This window comes from Pseudomonas sp. LS2P72 (assembly GCF_054897865.1).
Genome location: NZ_CM142708.1, coordinates 2,648,088 through 2,672,542 on the forward strand (window position 1 = coordinate 2,648,088; position 24,455 = coordinate 2,672,542).

25 protein-coding genes and 2 pseudogenes are annotated in these 24,455 nt (G+C 57.1%); 10 read left to right on the forward strand and 17 right to left on the reverse strand.

Annotated features, from left to right (window positions below; all coding sequences use genetic code 11):
- The first annotated feature begins 47 nt into the window (after nucleotides 1-47).
- Nucleotides 48-878 carry an NADPH-dependent 7-cyano-7-deazaguanine reductase QueF gene (gene queF, locus ACYZUA_RS12180; RefSeq protein ID WP_461963279.1) on the forward strand — a complete coding sequence of 277 codons (831 nt, stop codon included), beginning with the start codon at nucleotides 48-50 and terminating at the stop codon, nucleotides 876-878.
- Between the two features lie 172 nt (nucleotides 879-1,050).
- Here queF and ACYZUA_RS12185 read toward each other — a convergent pair whose 3' ends face one another.
- Nucleotides 1,051-1,314, reverse strand: a complete 264-nt coding sequence (locus tag ACYZUA_RS12185; protein ID WP_461963281.1) for a DUF4404 family protein — start codon at nucleotides 1,312-1,314, stop codon at nucleotides 1,051-1,053.
- A 110-nt stretch (nucleotides 1,315-1,424) separates the two neighbouring features.
- On the reverse strand, nucleotides 1,425-2,045 hold the full coding sequence (locus ACYZUA_RS12190) for an HAD family phosphatase (RefSeq protein WP_461963282.1): 621 nt from the start codon (nucleotides 2,043-2,045) through the stop codon (nucleotides 1,425-1,427).
- Nucleotides 2,046-2,244: 199 nt separating this feature from the next.
- On the opposite strand from ACYZUA_RS12190, the gene ACYZUA_RS12195 reads away from it, so the two are divergent.
- The 3 genes from ACYZUA_RS12195 to rssC all read left to right on the forward strand — a co-directional run bounded on the left by ACYZUA_RS12195 (nucleotide 2,245) and on the right by rssC (nucleotide 4,950).
- Nucleotides 2,245-2,934 (forward strand): MlaA family lipoprotein, encoded by a 690-nt coding sequence (locus tag ACYZUA_RS12195; protein ID WP_461963284.1) that lies wholly within the window; start codon nucleotides 2,245-2,247, stop codon nucleotides 2,932-2,934.
- A gap of 352 nt (nucleotides 2,935-3,286) precedes the next feature.
- On the forward strand, nucleotides 3,287-4,468 hold the full coding sequence (gene rssB / locus ACYZUA_RS12200; protein ID WP_461963286.1) for a two-component system response regulator RssB: 1,182 nt from the start codon (nucleotides 3,287-3,289) through the stop codon (nucleotides 4,466-4,468).
- Entirely contained in the window at nucleotides 4,468-4,950 is a 483-nt protein-coding gene (gene rssC / locus ACYZUA_RS12205) for an anti-sigma factor antagonist RssC (RefSeq protein ID WP_007935262.1), read from the forward strand. The genes rssB and rssC overlap by 1 nt, the downstream gene beginning before the upstream one ends.
- A gap of 217 nt (nucleotides 4,951-5,167) precedes the next feature.
- Here rssC and tal read toward each other — a convergent pair whose 3' ends face one another.
- The 4 genes from tal to dusA all read right to left on the reverse strand — a co-directional run bounded on the left by tal (nucleotide 5,168) and on the right by dusA (nucleotide 8,639).
- The gene (gene tal, locus ACYZUA_RS12210; protein ID WP_461963287.1) at nucleotides 5,168-6,094 is read right to left on the reverse strand and encodes a transaldolase; all 927 of its coding nucleotides are present in this window, start codon (nucleotides 6,092-6,094) and stop codon (nucleotides 5,168-5,170) included.
- A gap of 725 nt (nucleotides 6,095-6,819) precedes the next feature.
- The gene (locus ACYZUA_RS12215; RefSeq protein ID WP_461963288.1) at nucleotides 6,820-7,215 is read right to left on the reverse strand and encodes a PIN domain-containing protein; all 396 of its coding nucleotides are present in this window, start codon (nucleotides 7,213-7,215) and stop codon (nucleotides 6,820-6,822) included.
- Nucleotides 7,212-7,454 carry an AbrB/MazE/SpoVT family DNA-binding domain-containing protein gene (locus ACYZUA_RS12220; protein WP_461963289.1) on the reverse strand — a complete coding sequence of 81 codons (243 nt, stop codon included), beginning with the start codon at nucleotides 7,452-7,454 and terminating at the stop codon, nucleotides 7,212-7,214. Before ACYZUA_RS12220 ends, ACYZUA_RS12215 begins: the two co-directional genes overlap by 4 nt.
- 189 nt (nucleotides 7,455-7,643) lie before the next feature.
- Nucleotides 7,644-8,639 carry a tRNA dihydrouridine(20/20a) synthase DusA gene (gene dusA / locus ACYZUA_RS12225; RefSeq protein WP_461963290.1) on the reverse strand — a complete coding sequence of 332 codons (996 nt, stop codon included), beginning with the start codon at nucleotides 8,637-8,639 and terminating at the stop codon, nucleotides 7,644-7,646.
- A 335-nt stretch (nucleotides 8,640-8,974) separates the two neighbouring features.
- Between dusA and ACYZUA_RS12230 the strand changes: the two genes are divergently transcribed.
- Complete coding sequence (locus ACYZUA_RS12230; RefSeq protein ID WP_461963959.1) at nucleotides 8,975-9,457, forward strand: cupin domain-containing protein; 483 nt, start codon at nucleotides 8,975-8,977, stop codon at nucleotides 9,455-9,457.
- Between the two features lie 486 nt (nucleotides 9,458-9,943).
- Here the strand turns inward: ACYZUA_RS12230 and ACYZUA_RS12235 are convergent.
- Nucleotides 9,944-10,212, reverse strand: a pseudogene (locus tag ACYZUA_RS12235) (short-chain dehydrogenase).
- A 476-nt stretch (nucleotides 10,213-10,688) separates the two neighbouring features.
- Between ACYZUA_RS12235 and ACYZUA_RS12240 the strand changes: the two are divergent.
- On the forward strand, nucleotides 10,689-10,907 hold the full coding sequence (locus ACYZUA_RS12240; RefSeq protein ID WP_461963291.1) for a hypothetical protein: 219 nt from the start codon (nucleotides 10,689-10,691) through the stop codon (nucleotides 10,905-10,907).
- Nucleotides 10,908-11,027: 120 nt separating this feature from the next.
- Here ACYZUA_RS12240 and ACYZUA_RS12245 read toward each other — a convergent pair whose 3' ends face one another.
- From ACYZUA_RS12245 to ACYZUA_RS12280, 8 genes are all read right to left on the reverse strand, one after another.
- The gene (locus tag ACYZUA_RS12245) at nucleotides 11,028-11,813 is read right to left on the reverse strand and encodes a transporter substrate-binding domain-containing protein (protein ID WP_461963292.1); all 786 of its coding nucleotides are present in this window, start codon (nucleotides 11,811-11,813) and stop codon (nucleotides 11,028-11,030) included.
- Nucleotides 11,814-11,898: 85 nt separating this feature from the next.
- Nucleotides 11,899-12,168 carry a heavy-metal-associated domain-containing protein gene (locus ACYZUA_RS12250; RefSeq protein ID WP_461963293.1) on the reverse strand — a complete coding sequence of 90 codons (270 nt, stop codon included), beginning with the start codon at nucleotides 12,166-12,168 and terminating at the stop codon, nucleotides 11,899-11,901.
- 99 nt (nucleotides 12,169-12,267) lie between these two features.
- A complete protein-coding gene (locus ACYZUA_RS12255) occupies nucleotides 12,268-12,672 on the reverse strand; it encodes a hypothetical protein (RefSeq protein ID WP_461963294.1) in 405 nt (134 codons plus the stop codon).
- Nucleotides 12,673-12,957: 285 nt separating this feature from the next.
- Nucleotides 12,958-13,893, reverse strand: coding sequence for a copper homeostasis membrane protein CopD (copD, locus tag ACYZUA_RS12260; RefSeq protein WP_461963295.1), 936 nt, complete (start codon nucleotides 13,891-13,893; stop codon nucleotides 12,958-12,960).
- Nucleotides 13,894-13,896: 3 nt separating this feature from the next.
- The gene (gene copC / locus ACYZUA_RS12265; RefSeq protein WP_461963296.1) at nucleotides 13,897-14,268 is read right to left on the reverse strand and encodes a copper homeostasis periplasmic binding protein CopC; all 372 of its coding nucleotides are present in this window, start codon (nucleotides 14,266-14,268) and stop codon (nucleotides 13,897-13,899) included.
- A 56-nt stretch (nucleotides 14,269-14,324) separates the two neighbouring features.
- On the reverse strand, nucleotides 14,325-15,212 hold the full coding sequence (locus ACYZUA_RS12270) for a copper resistance protein B (protein ID WP_461963297.1): 888 nt from the start codon (nucleotides 15,210-15,212) through the stop codon (nucleotides 14,325-14,327).
- A gap of 11 nt (nucleotides 15,213-15,223) precedes the next feature.
- The gene (locus ACYZUA_RS12275) at nucleotides 15,224-16,921 is read right to left on the reverse strand and encodes a copper resistance system multicopper oxidase (protein WP_461963298.1); all 1,698 of its coding nucleotides are present in this window, start codon (nucleotides 16,919-16,921) and stop codon (nucleotides 15,224-15,226) included.
- Between the two features lie 110 nt (nucleotides 16,922-17,031).
- Entirely contained in the window at nucleotides 17,032-17,736 is a 705-nt protein-coding gene (locus ACYZUA_RS12280; RefSeq protein ID WP_461963300.1) for a murein L,D-transpeptidase catalytic domain family protein, read from the reverse strand.
- Between the two features lie 81 nt (nucleotides 17,737-17,817).
- Here ACYZUA_RS12280 and ACYZUA_RS12285 point away from each other — a divergent pair, with 81 nt between their 5' ends.
- The 4 genes and pseudogenes from ACYZUA_RS12285 to ACYZUA_RS12300 all read left to right on the forward strand — a co-directional run.
- Nucleotides 17,818-19,575 carry a L,D-transpeptidase family protein gene (locus ACYZUA_RS12285; RefSeq protein WP_461963301.1) on the forward strand — a complete coding sequence of 586 codons (1,758 nt, stop codon included), beginning with the start codon at nucleotides 17,818-17,820 and terminating at the stop codon, nucleotides 19,573-19,575.
- A gap of 191 nt (nucleotides 19,576-19,766) precedes the next feature.
- Nucleotides 19,767-20,558: a lipopolysaccharide biosynthesis protein gene (locus tag ACYZUA_RS12290; RefSeq protein WP_461963303.1), complete on the forward strand. Its 792-nt coding sequence runs from the start codon at nucleotides 19,767-19,769 to the stop codon at nucleotides 20,556-20,558.
- Nucleotides 20,559-20,735: 177 nt separating this feature from the next.
- Complete coding sequence (locus ACYZUA_RS12295; protein WP_461963304.1) at nucleotides 20,736-22,307, forward strand: sensor domain-containing diguanylate cyclase; 1,572 nt, start codon at nucleotides 20,736-20,738, stop codon at nucleotides 22,305-22,307.
- Nucleotides 22,308-22,450: 143 nt separating this feature from the next.
- Nucleotides 22,451-23,386 (forward strand): annotated as a pseudogene (locus ACYZUA_RS12300) (DUF1254 domain-containing protein); the annotation flags it as partial.
- A 123-nt stretch (nucleotides 23,387-23,509) separates the two neighbouring features.
- On the opposite strand, the gene ACYZUA_RS12305 reads toward ACYZUA_RS12300, so the two are convergent.
- Together ACYZUA_RS12305 and ACYZUA_RS12310 are read right to left on the reverse strand one after the other, a co-directional pair.
- Complete coding sequence (locus tag ACYZUA_RS12305) at nucleotides 23,510-23,848, reverse strand: hypothetical protein (RefSeq protein ID WP_461963305.1); 339 nt, start codon at nucleotides 23,846-23,848, stop codon at nucleotides 23,510-23,512.
- A gap of 91 nt (nucleotides 23,849-23,939) precedes the next feature.
- A complete protein-coding gene (locus tag ACYZUA_RS12310; RefSeq protein WP_461963961.1) occupies nucleotides 23,940-24,422 on the reverse strand; it encodes an HIT family protein in 483 nt (160 codons plus the stop codon).
- Nucleotides 24,423-24,455: the final 33 nt, after the last annotated feature.

Consider the following 24,455-nt stretch of genomic DNA (forward strand, 5'->3'; position numbering starts at 1 on the left):
GAGCAAAGGCTGGTAGAATCCGCTGATTCTTCAGTCAGGTTTCCGCCATGCATCCCGCAGCCGAACACTCGCCGCTGGGCAAATCCAGCGAATACATCGCCACCTATACGCCGTCTCTGCTGTTCCCGATCCCGCGCACCGCGAAATGGGCCGAGCTGGGCCTGACGGCTGAAACCCTGCCATACAAGGGCGTGGATTTCTGGAACTGCTTCGAGCTGTCGTGGCTGCTGCCGTCCGGCAAGCCAGTGGTGGCAATTGGCGAGTTCACTATCCCGGCGGATTCGCCGAATATCATCGAATCGAAGTCGTTCAAGCTGTACCTCAACTCCTTGAACCAGACACCGTTTGCCGACACCGCGAGCCTTGAAGCGACGCTGGCCAAAGACCTGTCGGCCGCTGCCGGTAAACCGGTCGGCGTGCGGGTTCGCAACCTGAAGGACGTCGAGGCCGAAGGCGTCGTGGCGTTGCCTGGCGTGTGTATTGATGATCTGGATATCAGCGTCAGCAACTATGAGCATCCGCGTCCGGAACTGCTGCGTTGCGATGAATCACGCATCGTGGAGGAGAGCGTGCACAGTCATTTGCTCAAATCCAACTGCCCGGTCACCAGTCAGCCGGACTGGGGCAGCGTGGCGGTGGAATACCGTGGCGCGGCGCTGGATCACGCGAGTTTGCTGGAGTACATCGTGAGCTTCCGTCAGCATTCCGACTTCCACGAACAGTGCGTGGAGCGGATCTTTCTCGACCTGCAACATTTGTTGAAACCTGAGAAATTGACGGTGTATGCGCGGTATGTGCGGCGCGGTGGATTGGACATCAACCCGTATCGCAGCACCGAAACCGTTCAACTGCCAAACCACCGCCTGGTTCGCCAATAAAGAACCATTGTGGGAGCGAGCCTGCTCGCGAAGAGGTCAGCACATTCAACATCAATGGTGACTGACACTCCGCCATCGCGAGCAGGCTCACTCCCACAAGGGATTGCATTTCAGGTCGCAGACATTAAAAAGCCCCTCTATTGATAGCGGGGCTTTTTTGTATTCGGCGGGTTCAGATCCCCATATTGGCCAGGGCTTGCACGATATTGCGCAAGGTGCCGGCAAGGGTCGGGTGTTCGATTTCGAAGCGCTCGACGGCCAAGTTCACATTGTCGGCGAGGCTCGAATCCTGGGTTTTGGTTTCTATCTCCAGTTCCAGTTCGATCTGTTGCATCAGCGCGCGCAGGTCTTCGCGCTCGGCTTCGGTCAGCGGTGGATTCTGTTCCAATTGCTCGCGCAGAGTATTGAGTTGATGTTGCAGTTCGCGGGCAGGCATGGCGTTCTTCCTTTTATCGATAGGCACTGGCATAGACCGCAGCAGCACGCCAAAGGTCTATGGCTTGACCTTTAGATTAATCCACTCGCGCGCAACCTGCATGATCTCGATCAGGGCTTTTCGCCCTTGAGCCGGCGCAGGCTGATGTCGGCCAGACAGGTGTCGAGTTCACCGAGATGATCGATCACCGAATGCACGCCCAGGCCGAACAGTTGCACCGTTGCCTTGCCGCGTTTGAATTCTCGTTCCTGCTGAGTCAGCGCCTGCCATTCGTTAGGCGCCAGACCGCAGAGTGAGCCGCAGGACGCCAGTCCAATCGTCCACAATCCGGCATTGAGCCCTGCTTGCAACAATCGCGGCTCGCCGCTGACCAGCACGCAACCCTCCAGTCGTTCGACATTCAACGTCATCAAGGCTTGCCAGCAGGCGTGCGGTGCCGGCCACGGATTGTTTGTTTCCAGGTGTTGCGAGGATTTGATCCATGAAGGCAATGCAGCGGCCAGGGAATGGCTGAGGGCAGGGGGGAGTTCATCGATCCAGGCACAGGGAATCTGCTGTTGCTGCAAGCTGCGCAGACTGTCCAACGCGCCGGGCGTGGCCTCGGTGTGTAGGGCAGAGGGGATGCCGTGCGCGCGTGTTCGGGCACCGAAGTCCACCAGGCAACCACTGAGGCCGAACAGGACGGCGGTCAGGCTGGGCGCAATGTGGGGCAAGGTTTCGGCGTGCGGCATATCAACGTCCCTGAAATAGCCTCAAGGCTAGGGGGCGACGGTGACAGTTGAGTGACACTGATGTGATTCGCTCACAATCATCACGAATCATCCGTAGGCTGCCTCGCACGGTGCTGCCTAAAGCGGCTTTTCCGTCTTATACTAGCCCGCTTTACGCTTGGGCCAAGCGCCCGCGTCAGTACAATCCAAGGAGTTTTCTATGCGCTGGAGCAATCATCTAGCTCAGCTTTGTGTGTTTGCCAGCGTATTGCTGGTTCCGTTCGTTGCCCAGGCAGCCTCGGAAGACGACCCTTGGGAAAGCATCAACCGCCCGATCTACAAATTCAACGATGTGCTCGACACCTATGCGCTGAAGCCTTTGGCCCAGGGCTATCAGTTCGTGACGCCGCAGTTCCTTGAAGACGGCATCCACAACATGTTCCGCAACGTCGGTGATGTCACCAACCTCGCCAACGACATCTTGCAGGCCAAACCGGCCGCTGCTGGCGTCGACACCGCACGCTTGATCTTCAACACTACCTTCGGCCTGCTGGGCTTCTTCGATGTGGGCACCAAGATGGGCCTGCAACGCAATGACGAAGACTTCGGTCAGACGCTCGGTTACTGGGGCGTAGGCAGCGGCCCGTACGTGATGCTGCCGCTTCTGGGCCCAAGCACCTTGCGTGACGCGCCGTCCAAGTATGTCGACGGCTACACCGGTCCGTACCGGTACATCCACGACGTGCCTGTGCGTAACTCGATCTTCGGCCTGAACATCGTCGACACCCGCGCCAGTCTGCTGTCGAGCGAGAAGCTGATCAGCGGCGACAAGTACATCTTCATCCGCAATGCGTACTTGCAGAACCGCGAATTCAAAGTCAAAGACGGCCAGGTCGAAGACGATTTTTGATCTCGACCGGTAAAACGAAGAAGGCGGCCAGTGGGCCGCCTTCTTTCGTTTGGCTTCCAGGACCGGTTTGGCTCGTGGGTTTGAACCTTCCATTACGTTACGGTTTTGCCTGTTCTTATAACTCCCGGTGATTTGAAATCGAAAGTCGTCAAGCGACCATCGGCGTGAGCTTGAAACGCCCCGCGGATGGGAGTACCGTCTGCGCCTTAGAAGGGCACCTCTGGTGTACCTGTGTGTAGGGCAAACGCTCGAAAACAGTGCAGTAGAGAGGCTAGAAAGCGAATCCAGTAGTGTGAGCCGGGACAAAGCCCCTGCCTGCTACGCCAACCTAATTCTGGCGCCGTTTGCCCACATGCCAAAAACCAGTGCCACGCTGCTGATAATCGATGATGACGAAGTAGTGCGCGCGAGCCTCGCCGCCTATTTGGAAGACAGTGGTTTCAGCGTCTTGCAGGCCAGCAATGGCCAGCAGGGTCTTCAGGTATTCGAGCAAGACAAGCCCGACTTGGTCATCTGCGATCTGCGCATGCCACAGATGGGCGGACTCGAACTCATTCGCCAGGTCACCGAGCTGTCGCCACAAACCCCGGTGATCGTGGTTTCGGGCGCCGGCGTGATGAACGACGCGGTCGAGGCCCTGCGCCTGGGCGCGGCGGACTACCTGATCAAGCCTCTCGAAGATCTGGCTGTGCTCGAGCACTCTGTGCGCCGGGCCCTGGATCGTGCGCGCCTGCTGCTGGAAAACCAGCGCTACCGCGAGAAGCTGGAAAAGGCCAACCGCGAGCTCGCCGCCAGCCTGAACCTGCTCCAGGAAGACCAGAACGCCGGTCGCCAGGTGCAGATGAACATGCTGCCGGTCAGCCCCTGGACCATCGACGAGTTCCAGTTTGCTCACCAGATCATCCCGTCGCTGTACCTGTCGGGTGATTTCGTCGACTACTTTCGGGTCGACGAGCGTCGGGTAGCCTTCTACCTGGCGGACGTTTCCGGTCATGGCGCCTCTTCAGCCTTCGTTACCGTGCTGCTGAAGTTCATGACCACGCGCTTGCTGTTCGAGTCCAAGCGCAGCGGTACATTGCCGGAATTCAAGCCTTCAGAGGTCCTTGGTCATATCAACCGAGGCCTGATCAGTTGTAAGCTGGGTAAACACGTCACAATGGTCGGTGGAGTCATCGACGAGGAGACAGGTTTGTTGACCTATAGCATCGGTGGTCATTTGCCGTTGCCTGTGTTGTACACGCCAGACAGTGTTCGTTATCTGGAAGGGCGTGGTCTGCCGGTGGGCCTCTTCAACGAAGCCACCTACGAAGACCACGTACTGGATCTGCCGCCGACGTTCAGCCTGACGCTGATGTCCGATGGCATTCTGGACCTTTTGCCAGAACCTACACTCAAAGAAAAAGAAGCGGCTTTGCCCCAACGGGTCAAGGCAGCGGGCGGCAGCCTGGATGGTCTGCGGCAGGTTTTTGGATTGGCCACGCTAGGGGAGATGCCGGATGATATCGCCCTGTTGGTGTTGAGCAGGAATCTTTAATGAGTACCGGTAGAATCCAGTTCGCCGAGCAGGATGGCACCTTCGTCCTGAAATTCGTCGGTGAAGTTCGCCTGACCCTGTGTTCGGCGTTGGATGCGACTATTGAGCGGATCTTCACGGCGTTGAATTTCAATGCGATCGTGATCGACCTGACCGAAACCCGCAGCATCGACAGCACCACCCTTGGCCTTTTGGCCAAACTGTCGATCCTGTCGCGGCAAAAAGTCGGCCTGCTGCCGACCGTCGTCACCACCCACGAAGACATCACCCGTCTGCTGCAGTCCATGGGCTTCGAGCAAGTGTTCAACATCGTTGACCGCCCGATCCCGTGCCCTGAGTGCCTGACCGACCTGCCAGACCAGGATCAGTCCGAAGAAGTGGTGCGGATCAAAGTGCTCGAAGCACACAAGATCCTCATGGGCCTGAACGACTCCAATCGTGAAGCATTCCATGATCTGGTGAACGCGCTCGAGCGTCACTGATCTTCTAATGAGTGTGGATCGGTCTGGCCCCATCGCGGGCAAGCCCGGCTCTCACACTGATTCAACACACATCCCTCGTAGGAGCTGAGCTTGCTCGCGATGGCGTCCTGACGGCCGCCAAATCACCCAGTGCGAAGCCAACTCAGTCCCTGCCATCAACGCATAAAAAAGGGCGAACCTGTGAGGGTTCGCCCTTTTTGCGTTTGCTCTTATTGGATCAGAGCTTGGCTTGCAGCAACGCCTCAAGCTTTTCCTGGTCGCGAGCGAACTGACGAATGCCTTCAGCCAGTTTCTCGGTCGCCATCGCGTCCTCGTTGGACAACCAACGGAACTGCGCTTCATTCAAGCTCAAACGAGCTTCACCAGCCTGCCCCGGCGCCAATTTGCGTTCCAGCTTGCCAGTGTCCGCCGCCAGCTTATCGATCAAATCCGGGCTGATGGTCAGGCGGTCGCAACCGGCCAACTGCTCGATCTGATTCAGGTTACGGAAGCTCGCACCCATGACCACAGTCTTGTAGTCATTGGCCTTGTAGTAGTTGTAGATACGCGTCACCGACTGCACGCCCGGATCATCCGCGCCGGTGTAGTCGTTGCCGTTGGCCTTTTTGTACCAGTCGTAGATGCGACCCACGAACGGCGAAATCAGGAACACACCTGCATCAGCACACGCCGCAGCCTGAGCGAACGAGAACAGCAACGTCAGGTTGGTCTGAATGCCTTCCTTTTCCAGCTTCTCGGCAGCGCGGATGCCTTCCCAGGTGGAAGCGATCTTGATCAGCACGCGGTCACGGCCAATGCCGGCCTTGTCATACAGCTCGACCAGACGGTGCGCACGCTTCAATACGGCGTCAGTGTCGAACGACAGGCGCGCATCCACTTCGGTGGAAATACGGCCAGGGATCACTTTCAGAATTTCTTGCCCGACCGCGACGCCAAAACGGTCGCTGGCCAGGCCCACATCGCCCTTGCAGTCGTGAATGCAGGTATTCAGCAACTCGGCATAACCGGGAATCGCCGCCGCTTTCAGCAGCAGCGAAGGGTTGGTAGTAGCGTCCACGGGTTTAACGCGAGCGATAGCTTCGAAGTCGCCGGTGTCGGCAACCACGGTGGTCATTTGTTTGAGTTGTTCCAGCTTGGAAGTCATGGGCGTGCTCTGTCCTATGGGTCTAATGACATTACCCGAGCGCTGACGGCCACTCAAGGGTGCGTGTACGTATCGAGGGCCCCAGCGGCAACAACCTGAAAACGGCTGTTTGAATGGCGGGGCGCGGTGTCGATAAATACGATGCCAAATCAGACCACAGGTTCAACCGGTCTGACGGCTAACGCGGCTTAATGCCGATGGAGCTGAGGCTAAGTGACATTGTTCAAGATGAAATACGTCTTCCACGCCTCCATGCATTCCTGAGCGAGCTCAAAACAGCATTCATCGCCACGTTCAGTCTCAATTCTTGCCTCGTCGATGCTCACGATCGAGGTAGTCCCAATTGGACCGACAGTCATCGTAGATGTGATCATGAAGACTCCAGGTTCTGACCCGCTTCGCAACTTCCTATCAAGCTTCCTGTGCTTAAGCTTGTTATAGACGTCGGCGCATATTCTCAGTGCAGGGCTTTGGCTTATGTAGTCTTCCACGTTGCTGAGCGAGGCGTAGCTAGGGGAGTGTTTTACCCAGTCTTTGAGGTGATAACAGACCTCAAAGAAGCTAAATAACTCAAACTCGATGTTCCCACCGTAGGCCGGAAAGATGCCATCGCGGATAGGTTGGAGTTTATTGAATTGATACTGAAGGCGAGCTCGGTGGTATTCCATTTCTCTCTTGGGCGTGTCGCGCTACGAATGCAAAGCGGTTGATCTGAGCGTGCCAAGTCACGCCAAGCGACGCATGCCTGCCGTCTTGGCGGCCTTGCTGTCGAAGGTGACGATGTACTCGCAGCCTGCCGCGTTGGCGCTGCGCTCAATCAAGCAATCTGCGAAGTCTGCGTTGGCCTGTGAGTATCTACGCAGCGCCTGCCAAACAATTTCGGAGTTTTCCACCGTCAATTCACGAGTCCGCAAAAGCGTTTCGAGGACAGTAATGATCTCGCTTTTTGCGCTCTCGTAGCAGGATTGAAGTACCCAGACCAACTCGACTATCGAAACCATCGTGATGAACCCAGGAGAAGCTATTGTCAGCGACTCAATCAGTTCGGAGGCTTTAGCTGACTGCTTTGGATCATCCTGAGCGACATACCTGACCAGTACGTTGGTATCCAGACCTATCATATGGCTTTGGATCCTCGTACCGCGATGGCCTGGTTCATGTCCTCGATGCTTACAGCTTTAGCGGGCTTGCGTATGAGTCCTTTGAGGTCGCGAGCCGAATGAGTCGCGGCCATAATGGCGAATTTACCATCGCCTATGGCTACAAATTCAATGCGATCCCCCGTGTCGAGGCCAAGAGAAGCCCGAACCTGTGCCGGAATTGTGATTTGTCCTTTCGAGGTCAGTGTGGCGGTTGCCATGGTGGATACTCCGTCAAGTCAGATTTTCCTTACATTAGGGTAAGGATTTTTGGAAATCAATGCTCAACGGAACAGGGAACGATGGGCGGTGAAAACGAAGCTGATCCTGGAACAGACCAGCCGCTTCGGTAAAGACGCATTATCCCGGCACAACAAACACGGGCTGGAGGAGTTGACCAACGCAACTGATCAACGCCCCTCCAACAACTCCGCTGCCTGATCCAGCAACACCAAAGGCTCTTTAGCCTTGTGAATATCCACCGACAACAACTGCCGAAACTTGCGCGCCCCCGGAAACCCGGTGCCCAGACCCAGCACATGCCGAGTGATGTGGTGCATCGAGCCGCCCGCATCAATATGCGCCGCTATATAAGGCCGCAATTGCGCCAGCGCCTCGGCTCGGCTAATCACCGGCGCCGTGCTGCCGAATAGCTGCTGATCCACCTCGGCCATCACATAAGGATTGTGATAGGCCTCACGACCCAGCATCACGCCGTCGAATGTCTGTAAATGCTCGTGACAGTCTTCCAGCGTCTTGATCCCACCGTTGAGAATAATCTCCAGCTCCGGAAAATCCGTCTTCAACCGCGCCGCTACGTCATAACGCAGAGGCGGAATGTCGCGGTTCTCCTTCGGCGACAACCCCTCCAGAATCGCAATCCGCGCATGCACCGTAAAACTCGTGCACCCGGCATCCCGAACCGTGCCGACGAAATCACACAACTCCTCGTAACTGTCCCGCCCATTAATCCCGATGCGGTGCTTCACCGTCACCGGAATCGACACCGCATCGCGCATCGCCTTCACACAATCGGCCACCAACTGCGGATGCCCCATCAGGCACGCACCAATCATATTGTTCTGCACCCGATCACTCGGGCAGCCAACATTCAGATTCACCTCGTCGTAACCGTGCTCCTGCGCCATCCGCGCGCACATCGCCAGATCCAGCGGCACACTGCCGCCGAGTTGCAGGGCAAGCGGGTGCTCGGCTTCGTTGTGACGCAGGAAACGGTCGTGATCACCGTTGAGCAGCGCGCCGGTGGTGACCATTTCTGTGTAGAGGAGGGCGTGTTTGGAGAGGATGCGTAGGAAAAAACGGCAATGGCGATCGGTCCAATCCATCATCGGGGCGACGGAGAAGCGGCGGGAGAGCGGGGCGGGTGTGGCGGTGATTGGGGGCATTGGCGGTTCTGAAATGGGTGAGGCTGGGAGGTGGGGAGTTTATCAGGATTGGGGTTGCGGGGCTTAGGTGAGGCTTACTGTGATTGTTCAGGAAATCTGAGCAACGGCATGGGAGGAAATCGACTGGATCGCTATAAGTAAATAAGTCTGTCCCCATTTTTCCGTCCCCATTTTTCCGAAAAGTAGCAAGTCCAGACCATTGCGTTATAGGGTTGTTCACATTGGTTATATCGGCGCTACAACATTCGGCTACCGTCATCATTAATACCGTGTGTTGAAGCTATGTTTGCCTCTGCAGTGATACACCCACAGTCCCCAAACACGAGGAAACCATGATGCGCTCCCACAAAGCTGTCGCTGTTTCGTTGGCCTTGCTTAGCGCAGCCTTCCTGGCATCTGCCGCCCAGGCCGAGGGATCGGGTTTGATTACCGCCACCCCATCCGAACTCAAGTGGACAGCTGCGCCGTCGGTGGGGCCCGGCGCGATGATTGCAGTGATTGAAGGTGACCTGAAAGCCGCCGAGCCCTTCACCCTGCGCTTGAAGCTGCCGGCAAATACGAAAATCGGCGTGCATACCCATCCCGTGACCGAGCGCGTAACCGTTATCTCGGGCACCTTCTACTTCGCCACCGGAGACAAATTCGATTCGGCCCGGGCCAAAGCCTATAACCCGGGGGACACCCTGATCATTCCCGTCGGCATGTCGATGTACGGCGCCAGTCGAGAACAGGAAACTGTGCTCCAACTCCACGGCACGGGGCCTTGGGGGATCACCTACCTCAACCCGGCGGACGACCCTAGGAACAGCAAGATGTAGCGAGCGACAACCATGTGGAACGACTCAATAGCAGAAAAGGGGACTAGCAGAAAAGGGGACTGATTTATTTTTCCGAGTTTGCTTGGCTGCGGCGAGGAGCAAAAAGCCGGCCAATCACCAGTTTTTTTTGTTTTCCAGTGTTTGACTTTTTGAAATACTGCAGCAATTTTGACTGCCGGCATCCAGGCCTACTTTGTAATTGGAAGCTTGCCAGTGATCACAAACGTATCGAACACTTTTTGCCCATCACGCGCTGCTTCCCGAACATCCAGAAACGTTAGTTCTTTATGGATGACCTTTCTGCGCGGCTTGTCGGTTTTTTTTAGTGGTGGCCATCGGAGCCTCCGAAGGATGTGTATTCATGCTGATCAGCTTATGTGATTGATGGTATCCGGGCAAACCGCAAAGGCGGTACACGGAGCTTCTTTTTGCTGCCATCTTCCATGAATCCGAAGGGGCGTCCGGGTTGGGCGCCCCTTTGTGACATCAGGACGGTTCAGCATCCATACGTCGCGCAACGACATCCAGCACATCACAACCATCGCGCAAGGGTATGCAGCAAAGCATTGCGAAGTCGCTGAGTATCACCGAATCCGTGGTGTATCGCCGCGCATTGCGAGGTTTTCCAGGATCTGTGTTACCGCACCAATTCGGTAGCGTGCGGTGCTAAGCAGTGAATGCAGCGGTTGCGTGGTATTCACATACAGCGAGGGAAGGTCATCTGCGTTGCTGGTTAAAGCCATAAATTCTTTCATGAGTGATTGCCTTGAAGTGTAGTGAGATCACCTACCACTCGTTGTCGCCAAACAAAGGGTGGTAGCTGTACGCGGGTTGGCGAACCGGACAAGGCACAAACCGGCAGACCCGAAGATCTCCCACGCACAGCCACCAAAAAAAAGGTAGCCAAGTGCGTTTAGAAACTCTCCGAGCTGGCTCGGAGGTTTCTGTGCCTTATCATCGAGTCGCCAAACCCGATACGCCATTTGGGCGTGGACCGGACTATAGGCCTCGTGACAAAAGCACAGCAATGGACAAGTGTACGGACAATTCCCAGAGTCGTGTAGGACGTTACTCTTTTGACAGTTTGTCTGGGGAACCCCCTTTTTTGCTTCTAGCAATCAGTACCTGAACCAACGCTGTCGCCCAGCAAAGTTTCATAATCCCTGGCGGTCTCGCGGCATAGGATGACTACCTAAGGTCACCGCGCTTCCAGCCCACAGGAAACTGAAAAATGATCTCGAACCTCTTCAAAGTCGCTCTGATCGCCGGCGCATTGCTATTGAGCGCCTGTTCGGGTGCAAGCACCCAAAGCGAATATTCGGAAGCCACCCTGCCGTCTGCCGGTTTTGGTCCGGGGCCTACCAACAACCCCAATAAGATGAATTTCCATGGCAGTGCGCTAGGCAACAGCTTCGGCGAGTACAGTTCGGGGTTGTTGCACGACGATTAACGGCGGAAGTGTTTCCGCCGTTTTGCGTTTTGCCTGATGTGCCGTGTGCTTGGGGTTGGCGACTGCTGCGCAGTCGGACGCAGGCTTCGCCAGCTGCTACCGGGATTGTGTAGGTGGCGGTTATTTGGACTCGGGTGTTGCTATCCACTGGCCCAACACTTTTTGGTAGTTGCCTGAGACTTTGGCCAGGTGCAGCCACTGATCGACGTACAACTTCCAAGTCATGTCATCACGCGGCAGCAAGTAAGCCTTTTCGCCGTATTGCATGAATTGCTTCGGGTTCACGGCGCACAGACCGGGTTTGAGTTTCTGCTGATACAGCGCTTCCGAAGCATCGGTGATCATCACGTCAGCCTTCTTGTCCAGCAGCTCCTGGAAGATGGTCACGTTGTCGTGAAGGCGCAATTGCGCCTTGGGTAGAAAGGCGTGAACAAAGGCTTCGTTAGTGCCGCCGGCCGGTTCGACCAATCGAACCGAAGGTTGGTTGATTTGCTCGATGGTCTGGTACAGCGCCTGATCTTCGCAGCGCACCAGCGGGATTTTGCCGTCGACGTCCAGCGTGGTGCTGAAGAAGGCTTTTTTCTGGCGCTCCAGCGTGACGGAGATGCCGCCGACGCCGATGTCGCATTTGCCCGCGAGCATGTCGGGCATCAGGGTTTTCCAGGTGGTTTGCACCCACTCGACTTTGACGCCCAGGCTGTCGGCCAGCGAACGGGCCATGGCGATGTCGATGCCCGAGTATTCGCCGTCTTCGGCTTTGACGGTATAGGGTTTGTAGTCGCCTGTTGTGCACACGCGCAGTTGGCCCTGTTGGATGACGCTGTCCAAGTGCGATGGCTCTGCCTGAGCGGCAAACGATAGAGCGAGCAGGCCACCGAGCATCAGTGTGCTTTTCAGGTTGTTCATTGTTATCCGGCTTCCATGATGGAGTGGGGGCTGAGAATACTTACTTTCTGCTGCCCCGCTCAACATCATCCTGCCCGGGGCGGACTCAGTGACAGCAGCAACTTGAACCGCCGCAGCCAGATTTTTTCTTTACACCTTCATGCTGGTCTTCTGTCAGTACGCTTGCTGGATATCCTGCCTCCTTCAGTGCGGATAACAGAACATCGCTCTCGGCATCCCCAGTTACCTTGACCCGACCGGACGCCAGATCGACTGTCACTTCACCCACCCCGGCGAGCGGCTGCAACGCGGCGTTGATGTGTTTGACGCAGCTCCCGCAGTTCATGCCTTCGACTTGCAGTTCAGTGCTGTTCATTGCGTAAGCCTCTTTTACTCTGAGCGGCAGGTGGTGTGATGACGTGGATCGATCGTTGACCCTGCCACGATGGCAAGGTCAAGCGCTTCTTTAAGGGCGTTAGTTGTTTATCGGCATCTTCATCATGCTCGACTGCTGATCCATCATTTTCATCATCACGCCCATCATCTGGTCTGAGCGGTCCTTGCCGCCGGACATACCTTTGCCCATTCCCATGCCTTGGCAATGGTTGTGCATCATGCCCATGCTGTCCTTCATCGTGGCCATGCCTTCTTGCATGGCGGCCTGGCGTTCGGCCGGGGTTTTTGCGGCGATCATTTTTTCGTGGGCCGCTTGCATCTTTTGCATCTGTTCGCTCATGGCCTTGTCTTGCGTGGTGGCGGTAGCGGTGGCGGTGGCCGGTGCGGTTGGCGGTGTGTCAGGGTGATGTTCCTCGACGGCCAGAGCAACCAATGGGCTACTGATGAGCAGTGCGGCGACGAGTGTTTTGAAGTGCGTATGCATGGCAACCTCCAGTGAGTCAGGGACGTACAGGAACTATTGAGTCGCGCTAAAGAGGCGAAGCCAAAGGGGACGTCCGGTATTCCGGACGCTCGGAGAACGGTTTAAATCGTTGAAGCGAACGAAGCGCAGGCGTACTGGCGGCCACAGTGCGAGCACTTGGCGGATCAGCAGCGGTAGGTGAGTGCGGAACCAGAGCATAGTGTGTACCCGATCCGAGGGGTTACCTTGAGCTTAGTCCCGAGCAAGAGGCCATCATTGATCCATATCAAGTGGTGCCCCTTTACGTTACTCCGCGCTCATCTCCATTTCCGGACTCAACGTCCCCAACCAAGCCACCAACCCCACAATCAACACCGCCGCCGCCAATTCAACCACCACGCTGCGCCGCAACGTAATCGCGGCCACCCGATACAAACCCTCACGCAACGACCGCTCCAAAAACGGCCCTAAGTGAAACCGGTTCAACGCGGCGAGCACTAGCATCCCGGCAAACAGCGCGATTTTGATGGACAGCAAAATCCCGTAGGTGCTGAGCAATACATCGTCGAGCGTTGGGCCCACGATGAACAGGTAATTCACGACGCCCGTGACCGTGATGACGGCCACGATCACTGCACCCACCCATTCAAATCGGCTGACAGCTCGCGCCAGCAATCTGATGCGTTCCTCGGTTTGCAGATCGTTGATCTTTGCCATCAAGGCAAGCGCGACCAGCGCACCGAACCAGGCCCCCGACGCCAGCAGATGCAAGATGTCAGTGATGAAATGCCAATAACGAAGGCTGCCTTCATCCATCGCCCCATGACCGCTCCAGGCCAGGCTGGCCAGGGCGATAGCGCCGGCAAAAGACGCGATCAGCAGGCTGAATCCGGACGCACGGTGATTGAGCATCACCGCCAGGCTGGCGATAACCAGCGCGAGGATGCGCACGACGCAGGCCAACCCGACATCCGTCTCCAACACCATCATCTCGATATGCGGACGCAGCTCGGCAAAGTCCGTTTCACCGCTCATGGCGCTCGTCATCATCACCATGCTGGCGACGGAAAGCAGCACGCCCAGCAACGCCGCCCCCGTCAACATCGACCGAAGCGGCAGCGCCACCCCTGACACCCGCTCCTGTTCTTTCAGGCTGTACAGCCCAAACAGCGCCAGCCCAAACAACAGCATCAAATCCACATACAACCCAAAGCGCAGTGCAATGCTGAGCGAGTCGTTCATCAATCACTTCACTTTGAACGTGACGTTGCCGGTGATCGGGTGGGTGTCCGAAGACACGGCGCGCCATTCGACTTTGTAGGTGCCGGCAGGCAGTGGCGAAAGCGGTGTGATGACCATGGTTTTCGGATCGCTGCCACCAGAGACTTTGGCTTTCATGGGCATGGGGGAGTGCGCCATGCCGGGCATTTCCGTCATGACCAGTTTTGCGCCGGAGAACTGGGTCATGAGGCTTTCGGAAAAGTGCAGTTCGATCTTGCTCGGTGCCGCGCCATCCGCACCTTCCGCCGGAGTGGAGGAGAGCAGTTTCGGGTGTGCCTGAGCGAGCGTGCTCATGAGCAGCCCAAGGGCAACAGCGGTAGTTTTAATCATGCGCATGCAAGGCCTCTTACCGCTTTAAGCGGTTGTTTTTTTGGTTGTCGAGTTAATGCGTTTTAGAACCATAGGCGAACACCGAGGACCAGGCGTGCTTCGCTGCGATCCTCACCTTCATCGTTGGCGTAGTCGGCGGTTTTGCCGTAGGTGCGGTTCCAGGTCACGCCGATGTAAGGCGCGATTTCCCGGCGGATTTCATAGCGCAGTCGCAGGCCGGCTTCGGTGTTGGATAACCCTGAACCGATACCCCGTTGCGGATCGTTTTTGCCGTAGAAGTTGAGTTCGGCGGTCGGTTGCAGGATCAGCCGGTTGGTCAGCAGGATGTCGTAGTCGCCTTCCAGTCGCGCGGCGGTTTGGCCGCCTTCGCCGATGAAGGCGGTGGCTTCGGTTTCGAAGTTGTACAGCGCCATGCCTTGTACGCCAAACGCGGCCCAGGTTTGCGGGTCGCCGGGTTTGAAATCCTGGCGAACGCCGGTCACCACGTCCCACCACGGGGAGATCGCGTGCCCCCACAGGGCCTGGATTTCGGCGTCTTCGGTTTTGCCGTTGGTGCGTTCGCCTTCGGAGCGCAACCACAGGCGATCGATGTCGCCGCCAATCCAGCCAGAGAGATCCCAGGCCAGGGTGCTGCCGTCGTCAGCGTCCTGCCATTCGAGTTTATCGGCGAGGAAGTAATGGTTGAGCGCTGTGTCATGCACCTTGTGGCCGGACGGACTGGCATACACAGCGGCGCGGTCGGCATCGGTCAACGCCGGGATCGGCGTGCGGCTTTCAGTCGGCGCAGCGGGCTGCATCTGGCCGTCGTCCATGCTTTGCATTTGGCTATGGTCCATGCCCTGCATCTGGCTGTGATCCATGTTCTGCATGTCGTCAGTGGCGGCCATCGCCGAAGAGAGTGTCAGGCTCGCGGTCACGAGTACCAATGAGATTGGAGTGAGTCTGGTCATGGTCAGGCGCCTCATTCTTCCACGCGAACTTCACGGAACATGCCCATTTCCATGTGGTACAGGAGATGGCAGTGATAGGCCCAACGGCCGAGCGCATCGGCGGTCACCCGATAGCTGCGCCGGGAACCGGGCGGCATATCGATGGTGTGTTTGCGCACCATGAACTCGCCGTTCTCGTCTTCGAGGTCGCTCCACATGCCGTGCAGATGGATCGGGTGAGTCATCATCGTGTCGTTGACCAGCACCACCCGAACCCGCTCGCCATATTTGAGGCGCACGGGTTCGGCATCGGAGAACTTCACACCGTTGAACGACCAGGCGAATTTCTCCATGTGGCCGGTGAGGTGCAGTTCGATAGTACGGCTCGGCTCGCGGCCGTCCGGGTCTTCGAAGGTGCTGCGCAGGTCGGAATAGGTCAGGACGCGGCGGCCGTTGTTGCGCAGGCCGAGGCCGGGATCATCGAGTTTGGGGGCGGTGGTCATGGCTTGCATGTCCACCAGCGGGTTGTTGTTTTCCGTCGCAGGGTGGGACTGCATGCCGGGCATGGCCATGGCGCTGTGATCCATGCCCGCCATGCTGCCGTGATCCATTCCGCCCATGCCCATGTCATCCATGGTCACCAGCGGTCGAGGGTCCAGCGGCGGTACCGGCGCGGATAAACCAGCCTTCGCTGCAAGTGTGCCGCGTGCATAGCCAGTCCGATCCATCGACTGGGCGAACAAGGTGTAAGCCGCTTCGGTCGGCTCGACAATCACATCGAAGGTCTCCGCCACCGCAATGCGAAACTCATCGACGCTCACCGGTTTGACGTGCAACCCATCCGCAGCGACCACCGTCATTTTCAGCCCGGGAATGCGTACGTCGAAGTACGTCATGGCGGAGCCATTGATGAAGCGCAGGCGCAATTTCTCGCCCGGCCGGAACACGCCCGTCCAGTTCGAGTTCGGGGCCTGGCCGTTCATCAAGTAGGTGTAAGTTGAGCCGCTGACGTCGGCGAGGTCCGTGGGATTCATCTTCATTTCGGCCCACATCTTTCGATCGGCGACCGTGGAACCCCAACCTTTCTCGCTGACGTCGTGGATGAAATCACCCACGGTGGGCTTGTTGTAGTTGTAGTAATCGGACTGTTTTTTCAGCGTCTTCATCAGGTCGACGGCGTCTTCGTCGGTCCAGTCGGTCAGCATCACCACATAGTCGCGGTCGTACTGGAAAGGCTCCGGCTCCTTCGCATCGATCACTAGCGGCCCGTAAACGCCCGACTGTTCCTGTAAGCCTGAATGGCTGTGGTACCAGTACGTGCCGTTCTGTCGAACCTTGAATTGATAGACGTACATTCCACCCGGTTCGATGCCGTGAAAGCTCAGTCCCGGTACGCCGTCCATGTTGGCCGGCAGCAAGATGCCGTGCCAGTGAATGGAGGTGTCGGCGTTGAGTTTGTTCTTCACCCGCAGCGTCACCGTGTCGCCTTCGCGCCAGCGCAGCAGGGGCCCGGGAATACCGCCGTTGATGGTCATCGCAGTGCGCGGGTTGCCGGTGATGTTGACCGGGGTTTCGCCGATGAACAGGTCGAAATCGGTGCCCGCCAGCACCTGAGGCTCGCCGGGACTGGTGACCGCCCAGACAGGCGTGCGCCATAACCCGAGGCCGCCGAGGAGCCCGCCCGCGGCCAGCCCCTTCACGAAGGTGCGTCTTGATGTGTTGGAATGCATGCCGTTTTCCCGGTCCGCCAGCGTGGAGAGAGCTTGACAACGAGGCTAACGGGCGCTGCCTTTCAGCAGGCTGAGGTGGGGATTACAGTTTTGTCAGGTTCGTGCCGTATTTATTGGCGTGTATCGGGCGTTGACGCTGCGGCCACAGTGCCGCCACCGCAATTGATATACGAGGACGACTTCAACCAGCGTTGATCCGGGTAGTAAGAAAACAACAACTGCCCATCCTTCATCGAATCAATCAACTTATGCGCAATCGCCGGCCGCACAGCCGGACACCCCAGGCTTCTACCGATGCGGCCATTCGCTCGTGCAAGAACCGGACTGACATAGGGCGCCCCGTGGATAACAATTGCCCGCTCAAATGCGTTGTCATTGAAACCCGGCTCCAGACCTTCCATGCGCAAGGAGTAACCGTTCTGGCCGACATAGCTCGACTGGGTGCGGTACAAACCGAGGCTGGTGGCAAAGCTTTCATTTTGGTTGGAGAACTTGACCGCCATGTTCTCGCCGCTGTTGCGACCATGGGCGACCAGTTCGTGGAACAGTAATTTACGTTTCTTCAGATCGAATACCCACAACCGTTGTTCGGTCGAAGGCAGTGAGTAGTCGATGACAGCAAGTCTTTGGACAGGTGCTTTACCTTGGGCCAAGCTGCATTGGGTAGCGCGTACGGCCAGCCCGATAACTTTGGCGTTGGCGCCTGGTGCTGCTTTGAGCAGCGCGGCAGCAAGCGAATCGGCGTAGGCTGCCGGTACCGAAACTGACGTCAGCAGCAGGGCCGTGAATAGGAAACCAAAGCGGTCTAGCGCCATATGTAAGTCTCACATGAATATTTCGAGTCTAGCAGTGTGCAGGATGCTAGCCGTTGAATACGGGGCGATTAAGGATTATCCATGGGGCAGTTAACAAGGTTATTCGTCATAAGCCGCGTCTTTTTTATGGGCTTTCTGATCAGCGGCGCCGCGATTGCAGAAACTTCGCCGATTGAGACGGTATCTGCCGTCATCAGCAGAACTGGCGCAGCACCTGACGATGTCGTCGCTCAAACGATTCAGGCGGCACTTGAGCCATTGAGTTCAGCGTTTCCACCTTTACTCACTTCCCGTGGTCATCGACGGGTGGATCCGAGTCGCGTGGTCATGGATTTTTACATGCATCGGAGTTATCGCTCGGCCTGGGCGAACGACAGCGATGTCATCCAGTTATTGAAAAGCCTGAGCGAGACCCAGGCCGATGGCTTGGACCCCGCGGACTTTCATATTGATGAGTTGACGAACGCCCGAGCATTGATGCAAGCAGCAGAGCCGACGGTGGCGCAACGGGCGGCGTTCGATATCGCGGCCACCCGGACCTTTATCACGGCGCTGCTGCAATTGCGGCGCGGCAAGGTTGACCCTTCGCGTCTGGACATTCATTGGAATTTCGACCCTGTCGGCGCCGATCCGCGTGGCGACATGAATAACTTGTTCGCCGGGCTCGATGCTCATGACGTGGCGCGCGCTTTCGCCGAAGCGCCACCACAAGAGGCGGTTTACCGCAGTCTGCGCGTGGGCCTGGCGCAACTGCGCAAGGTTCGCGACGCGGGTGGTTGGCCGAAGATTGCCGAAGGCCAATCGCTCAAGCCAGGCATGGACGACGCTTCTGTCGCGCAGTTGCGGGCACGTTTGGTGGTGGGTGGCTATCTGGCCCCATCCATCAAGAAACGTACTGATTACGATGACAGCGTCACCGCAGCGGTGAAAAAGTATCAGGCCGAGCAGTACCTGGGGGCAGATGGCGTGGCGGGGGCCGCGACACTGGCTGCATTGAATGTGCCCGTAGAGGCGCGGATAGACCAGGTTCGGGTGAACATGGAGCGTGCGCGTTGGTTGTTGTACAAACTTCAGGGCACTTTTGTCATCGTTGATATTGCGGGTTACAAAGTGGCGCTTTATCGCGACGGTAAAGCGATATGGCGTTCCCGGGTTCAGGTCGGTAAGCCGTTTCGCAGTACGCCGGTGTTCCAATCCGAGATTACTTATGTAACGTTCAACCCCACCTGGACTGTGCCACCAACGATCCTCGTCAAAGACATGCTGCCGAAGATTCAAAGAGATCCTGGCTACCTTGCCACCAACCGTATAAAAGCCCTTGATCGAGAGGGGAATGTGCTCGATCCGTCGACCGTCGACTGGAATAACGCGCGCGGTATCACGCTGCGTCAGGATGCCGGGCCGGATAATTCGCTGGGGAAGGTGGTCATTCGGTTTCCCAATGAGTATTCGATTTACCTCCACGACACGCCGCATCGCGAGTTGTTTGCACAATCGCGCCGTGCCACCAGTTCAGGCTGCATACGAGTGGAGAACCCGTTGCAGTTGGTTGAACTACTGTTCAACGACCCGGTTCGTTGGAACAGTGCCGGGATACAAACTCAACTGGCGAACGGCAAGACCGAAAACATCAGGCTTCCCGTTAAGGTGCCGGTGCTGTTGGCTTACTGGACGGTGGACCTGAGTAACGATGGTCGCGTGATGTTTAAACCCGATGTCTACGGGTACGATTCCGCAGTACTGCGGGGATTGAATCTGCCTTCGGAATTGCCCGTTCTGGATGTGCGACGAGCAGGCACTTCCACTGTCGCGACGGGGCAAAACCGGCAATGGCCGTGAAGGACGCGGGACTTGCTATCCGTATGTAACGGGCAGCTCATCAATGCACCAACGATGCAAGCGCTCTGCGTCAACCTTTGCGCTCCGTCGCAGATTCCGGGGTTGGCGAAGCCAAAAGGTTGGCTCACCCGTTGAAAACTATCACAATGCAAAACAGCCACCGCTCGATGACAAAGGATAGGGAATTGAAGATGGATGTTGCGCAAAAAAAACCGTCACTCAACACAGGTATGCTTGATGTGCATGACCTCGATGAGTGCCGCAACATCCAAAAAGGTGCCGTGTTTATTATTGCCTCGGGGGCGTCCGCTAAAGATTTTCCGCTGGAAAAGTTTGCAGACGTTCCGATGATCACAATGAACGGCGCCATTTCCAAGTTCTCCGGGACAGGTATCAAGCCGTTCTTTTATGCCTGTACGGATCAAGGCTTTTCCCGACAGCAACCCGAACTGTTTTCAGAGGCCATGCGTATCAGTCAGCGGGTTGCACTGTGGCAAGAGCACATTTGGCATACGGCAGTAGCGCCCGAAGGCGAACTGTATTTACTCGGCCGAGCCCCCAAGCTCTCCTGGACTGACCTGGTTTTCAGGGCCGATAAAGAACTCGTCAGAAGTCGCAAACTCGGAAATGGCCGTAACAGAACCCTTGGTTTCAGCAAGAATCTTAAACGCGGCTTTTTTGATGCGCGTACGGTGGCTTATCTGGCTTTACAGATTGCCTATCACGTGGGGTTTACCAAGGTGTTTCTGGTCGGCGTCGACTTGAATCAATCTATAAGCCGTTTTTACGAAGGGGGTGATGCGTTTGCCTCACCCTGCATGCTCGATCAGCATTTTTATACGAGAATCCTGCCGTCGTTCGAGATCTTGTCGAAGTACGTCGTGAGTGAAGATTTTCAGGTCTACAACTTGTCCAGTTCCTCAAGGATTCCGGGTGAACTCATTCCCCGGGTGACATTGGATGAGATCGACAAGTTGATTTAAAGGTTGTTCGGGCTTTATTGAAATGGGCGCCTTCGGGGCGCCCATTTTTTTGGGTGATCATGATCTGTTGCGGCAACTAGCCAAAGGACATTTGCCCCATACCCCCTCGTAGACTAAGCTCACAAAAAATAAGGGTTTTGGGGTGTTACCCATGCCTTACCCTTACAGGACGCGCTTTTGCCTATCCCTCTTCACGATCCGCACAACGCCACCGGCGTCACGTTGAAACGGTTACCTCTGCGCAAAGCAGCAGTGCTGTTTATCGCGGTCGTGTGCCTGAGCCTGTGCGGTTTGCTTTACTTGCAACTGGAGCAGTCGCGCCGGCATGACCTGGCATTGGCGCAAGTGGCGTCTTCAAACCTGACGCGGGCCATGGCGCAGCAGGCCGAAGACACCTTCATGCAAGCCGATCTGGTGCTGACCAGTCTGGCCGACTGGATTCAGGCTGACGGTTTCGGTGCGCCCCAACAGCCACGCTTGCAGAAAACGTTCGCCCGGCGGGTGCAGGCGCTGAATCAATTGCACGGGATATTTCTGTTCGACCAGAAGGGGCAGTGGATCGTTAGTTCCTTCGAAAATCTACCACGCGGCCCGGGTGTGTCGGATCGCGAGTATTTCAAGTTCCACCAACAGAACATCTCGTCCCTGGCGCACATCGGGCCGGCGATTCGCAGTCGGGAAAATGGCGAGTGGATCATCCCGATATCCAAACGGGTGAACGACAAGAATGGCAATTTCCAGGGCGTCTTGCTGGCCGGCATCAAGATGGCGTACTTCGATCAGTTCTTCAAAAGCTTCAGCATTGATGACAACGGTTCGATGTTTTTGGGCTTGACCGACGGAACGCTGCTGGCGCGACGGCCGTTTGTGGAATCGCTGATCGGCACATCACTGGCCAAGAGCGAGATCTTCGAGAAACTGCTGCCCAACGCGCCTTCCGGTAACGCGATGTTCAGCTCGCTGGTCGATGGTGTTGTGCGGTTGTATGGCTACCGTCAGCTCGACGCTTATCCGCTGGTCGTGTCTGCTGCCTCGTCCAGGGATTCGATTCTCAAGGATTGGAACGACACGGCGTTTCGCTCCACGGTCATCGTTGCCCTGGTGGTGTTGGGCGTGGGGCTGTTCGGCTGGATGTTCCTTTATCAGGTGCGTGTCGGCGAACAGGTCGAGGCGGATTTGCGCAAGGCAAAGGAAGCGCTGAAGCTGATCGCGACCCACGACAGCCTGACCGGCCTGGGCAATCGCCGGCTGTTCGAGGGGGCGCTGGACATCGAGTTCGGCCGAGGCGCGCGGCAGTCGAGTTCGCTGAGCCTGATCATGCTCGATATCGATTATTTCAAACGCTACAACGACGCTTACGGCCACGTGGCAGGGGACCATTGCCTGGCTGAAGTGGCGCGGGCGGTGAAGGGGTGCTGCCATCGAAAAGCCGATTTGGCTGTGCGCTACGGCGGTGAGGAATTTGCGGTATTGCTGCCCGACACCGACATTCACGGCGCGATGGTGATTGCCGAGCAGATCCGGCGCAGCGTCATGGACAAGAACATCATTCACAGCGGTTCACCCTCGGGCATCGTGACGGTCAGTCTGGGTTGTTATTCGTTTGTGCCGACGGGGCGGGACAATATGGAAGTGTTCATCGAACGTGCGGACGCGGCGCTGTATCAAGCCAAGCATTCGGGGCGAAACCGTTCGGCGGTGTTGTCGATGGAGGGGGGGGTCGAGGCGCTGATGCGTTCGGATCGTTGAAGTGTCTCGAGAGGGTGTTTCACCCGCGCAACACCTCGGCCAGCCGGCTGTCTGCCGGTCAGACCCACTCCAATTGATCGTCTAGAGTTGCGGTAACGCTGCCGATCCCGGCAGGCCTCCCCACCGCACGGATGATCGTCAAAATGTTGATTGCTCAAGCATTGACAGCCGTTGCTCTAACCGTTGCAGCCTGCGCCATCTTTCCGCTCGCGAGCCACGCTCAATCGAAAGTCACAGCCGAAGAAGCACACGCCATCGGCGTGGATGCCTATCTTTATTTTTACCCGCTGTTGACCGCGGACATCACCCGCAAGCCATTCACCAACATCGAACCGGTAGAGGAATTCGGTAAAGGTCCGATGAATACCTTTGTCAGCGTGCCGCACTATCCACCGGCAGATTTCAAAGGGGTGGCGGGCTCGAACGTCGACACCTTGTATTCCATTGCCTGGCTGGACTTGACCCAAGAACCGCTGGTGATCGCAGCGCCCGATACGGACGGGCGTTTTTACGTGCTGCCGATGCTCGACATGTGGACTGATGTGTTCGCCTCACCGGGCTGGCGCACCACGGGTACACAAGCGGGGCAGTTTCTGGTGACGCCACCGGACTGGACCGGGACCGTGCCTGCCGGACTGAATCATCTGCCGGCGCCCACACCCTTTGTCTGGGTCATTGGCCGCACCGAGACCGCCGGCGCGGCGGATTATGCGGCGGTGCACAAAATTCAGGCTGGCTATACGGTGACGCCCTTGTCCCGGCTGGGCAAAAGCCCCGAACCGGTCAGCGTGAAAATCGACTTGACCGTGGACATGAAGACCCCGCCCAAGGTCCAGGTCGACTCCATGTCGGCGACTGACTACTTCGCCTACGCCGCCGAATTGCTCAAAGTGCACCCGGCGCACATCACCGACCAACCGATCCTGGCGCAGATGAAGCGCATCGGTATCGAACCCGGAAAATCGTTCGACATGGACGCACTGGATCCTGAAATCAAAGCAGCGCTGCAGACCGTGCCCAAGGACGCGCAGACAGCGAAGACGTGGAAGGTTCCAGCGCTCACTCGCGTGGTCAACGGCCGAAGGGTAGGTTCAATCTGACCATGCGTTTGTATAGGTTCAAGCCCGAGGTGTTCAGCGGTAAGTGGAACCTGCCGACGGTCACATGCCGGTGTGTAGCACCCAACTGACAGCAGCCGACGATCATCGGCTGTCTCTACGCGTCCAACTGCCCGTCCCGCCGCCGGCACCGCCCGTTCCACCGCCCGCCGCACCCGTGCCACCCCCCGCACCAGAACCGCTGTTGCCGGCATTGCCACCATTTCCGCCACTCGACGAGCCTGATCCGTTATTGCCGCCGTTAGCGTTTTGGTCGCTCGAGTGTTCGCCAGGGTTATTGTTGGGCGCCATGGTCGAGCCGCCGGTTGATCCTGACTGGGTTCTGGTCGCATCAGCACCATCGCCGGAGGCTGCAAAAGTGCCGACGGCCATGGCGGACAGCACTCCAGCCAATAACAGCGAGGAAATTTTGATGATCATCATGGTGCGTATCCAAAGATGAGTCGTTACCTGATGTTGGTATGAAGGGCAGGGCGGTTGGTGCCGATTGGTTGACGAGTGGTCGGCGTACGTTTCAAGCAAAAGCCTCACGCAGGTGGCTGATCGCTGCTTCTACTGTCATTCCCGGTGCAGTCGGCGGATCAGCCCGTTCACAAAACTCACGCCAGACAAACAGCGTCAGCTCGGCACCATCGGTGATGCTTTCCGGGTTGGGGAATGAGAAGGTCTCTAGCACTCTGTAGCGTTCATCCTGCCAGAACAAATCCTCGACCCAGTCGTAGATCGGTATCACATGAAAGTGAATCGGATGGCCGGGCATATGTCCGTAACGACCGATGTACAGCCGTTTGGGTTTGAACAACGTTTCGACAATCCGTTGAGTTTTCGCCAGCAGCGGGCCGAGCTGGGCGAGGGCGCTTTCGGGCAGTTCGTGGAGCGCGTTGGCATTCGCTCCTGCGCCGAGCATCACGTAACCTGGCAGTGCCGAGTCGAGGCGGTGGTTGATGATCCAGTGTTCGGTTTCATGGAGGATGAAGTGCTGGGGGATGAGGGGCATGTCATGACTTCCTTTTCTTGCGCGATAACAAGC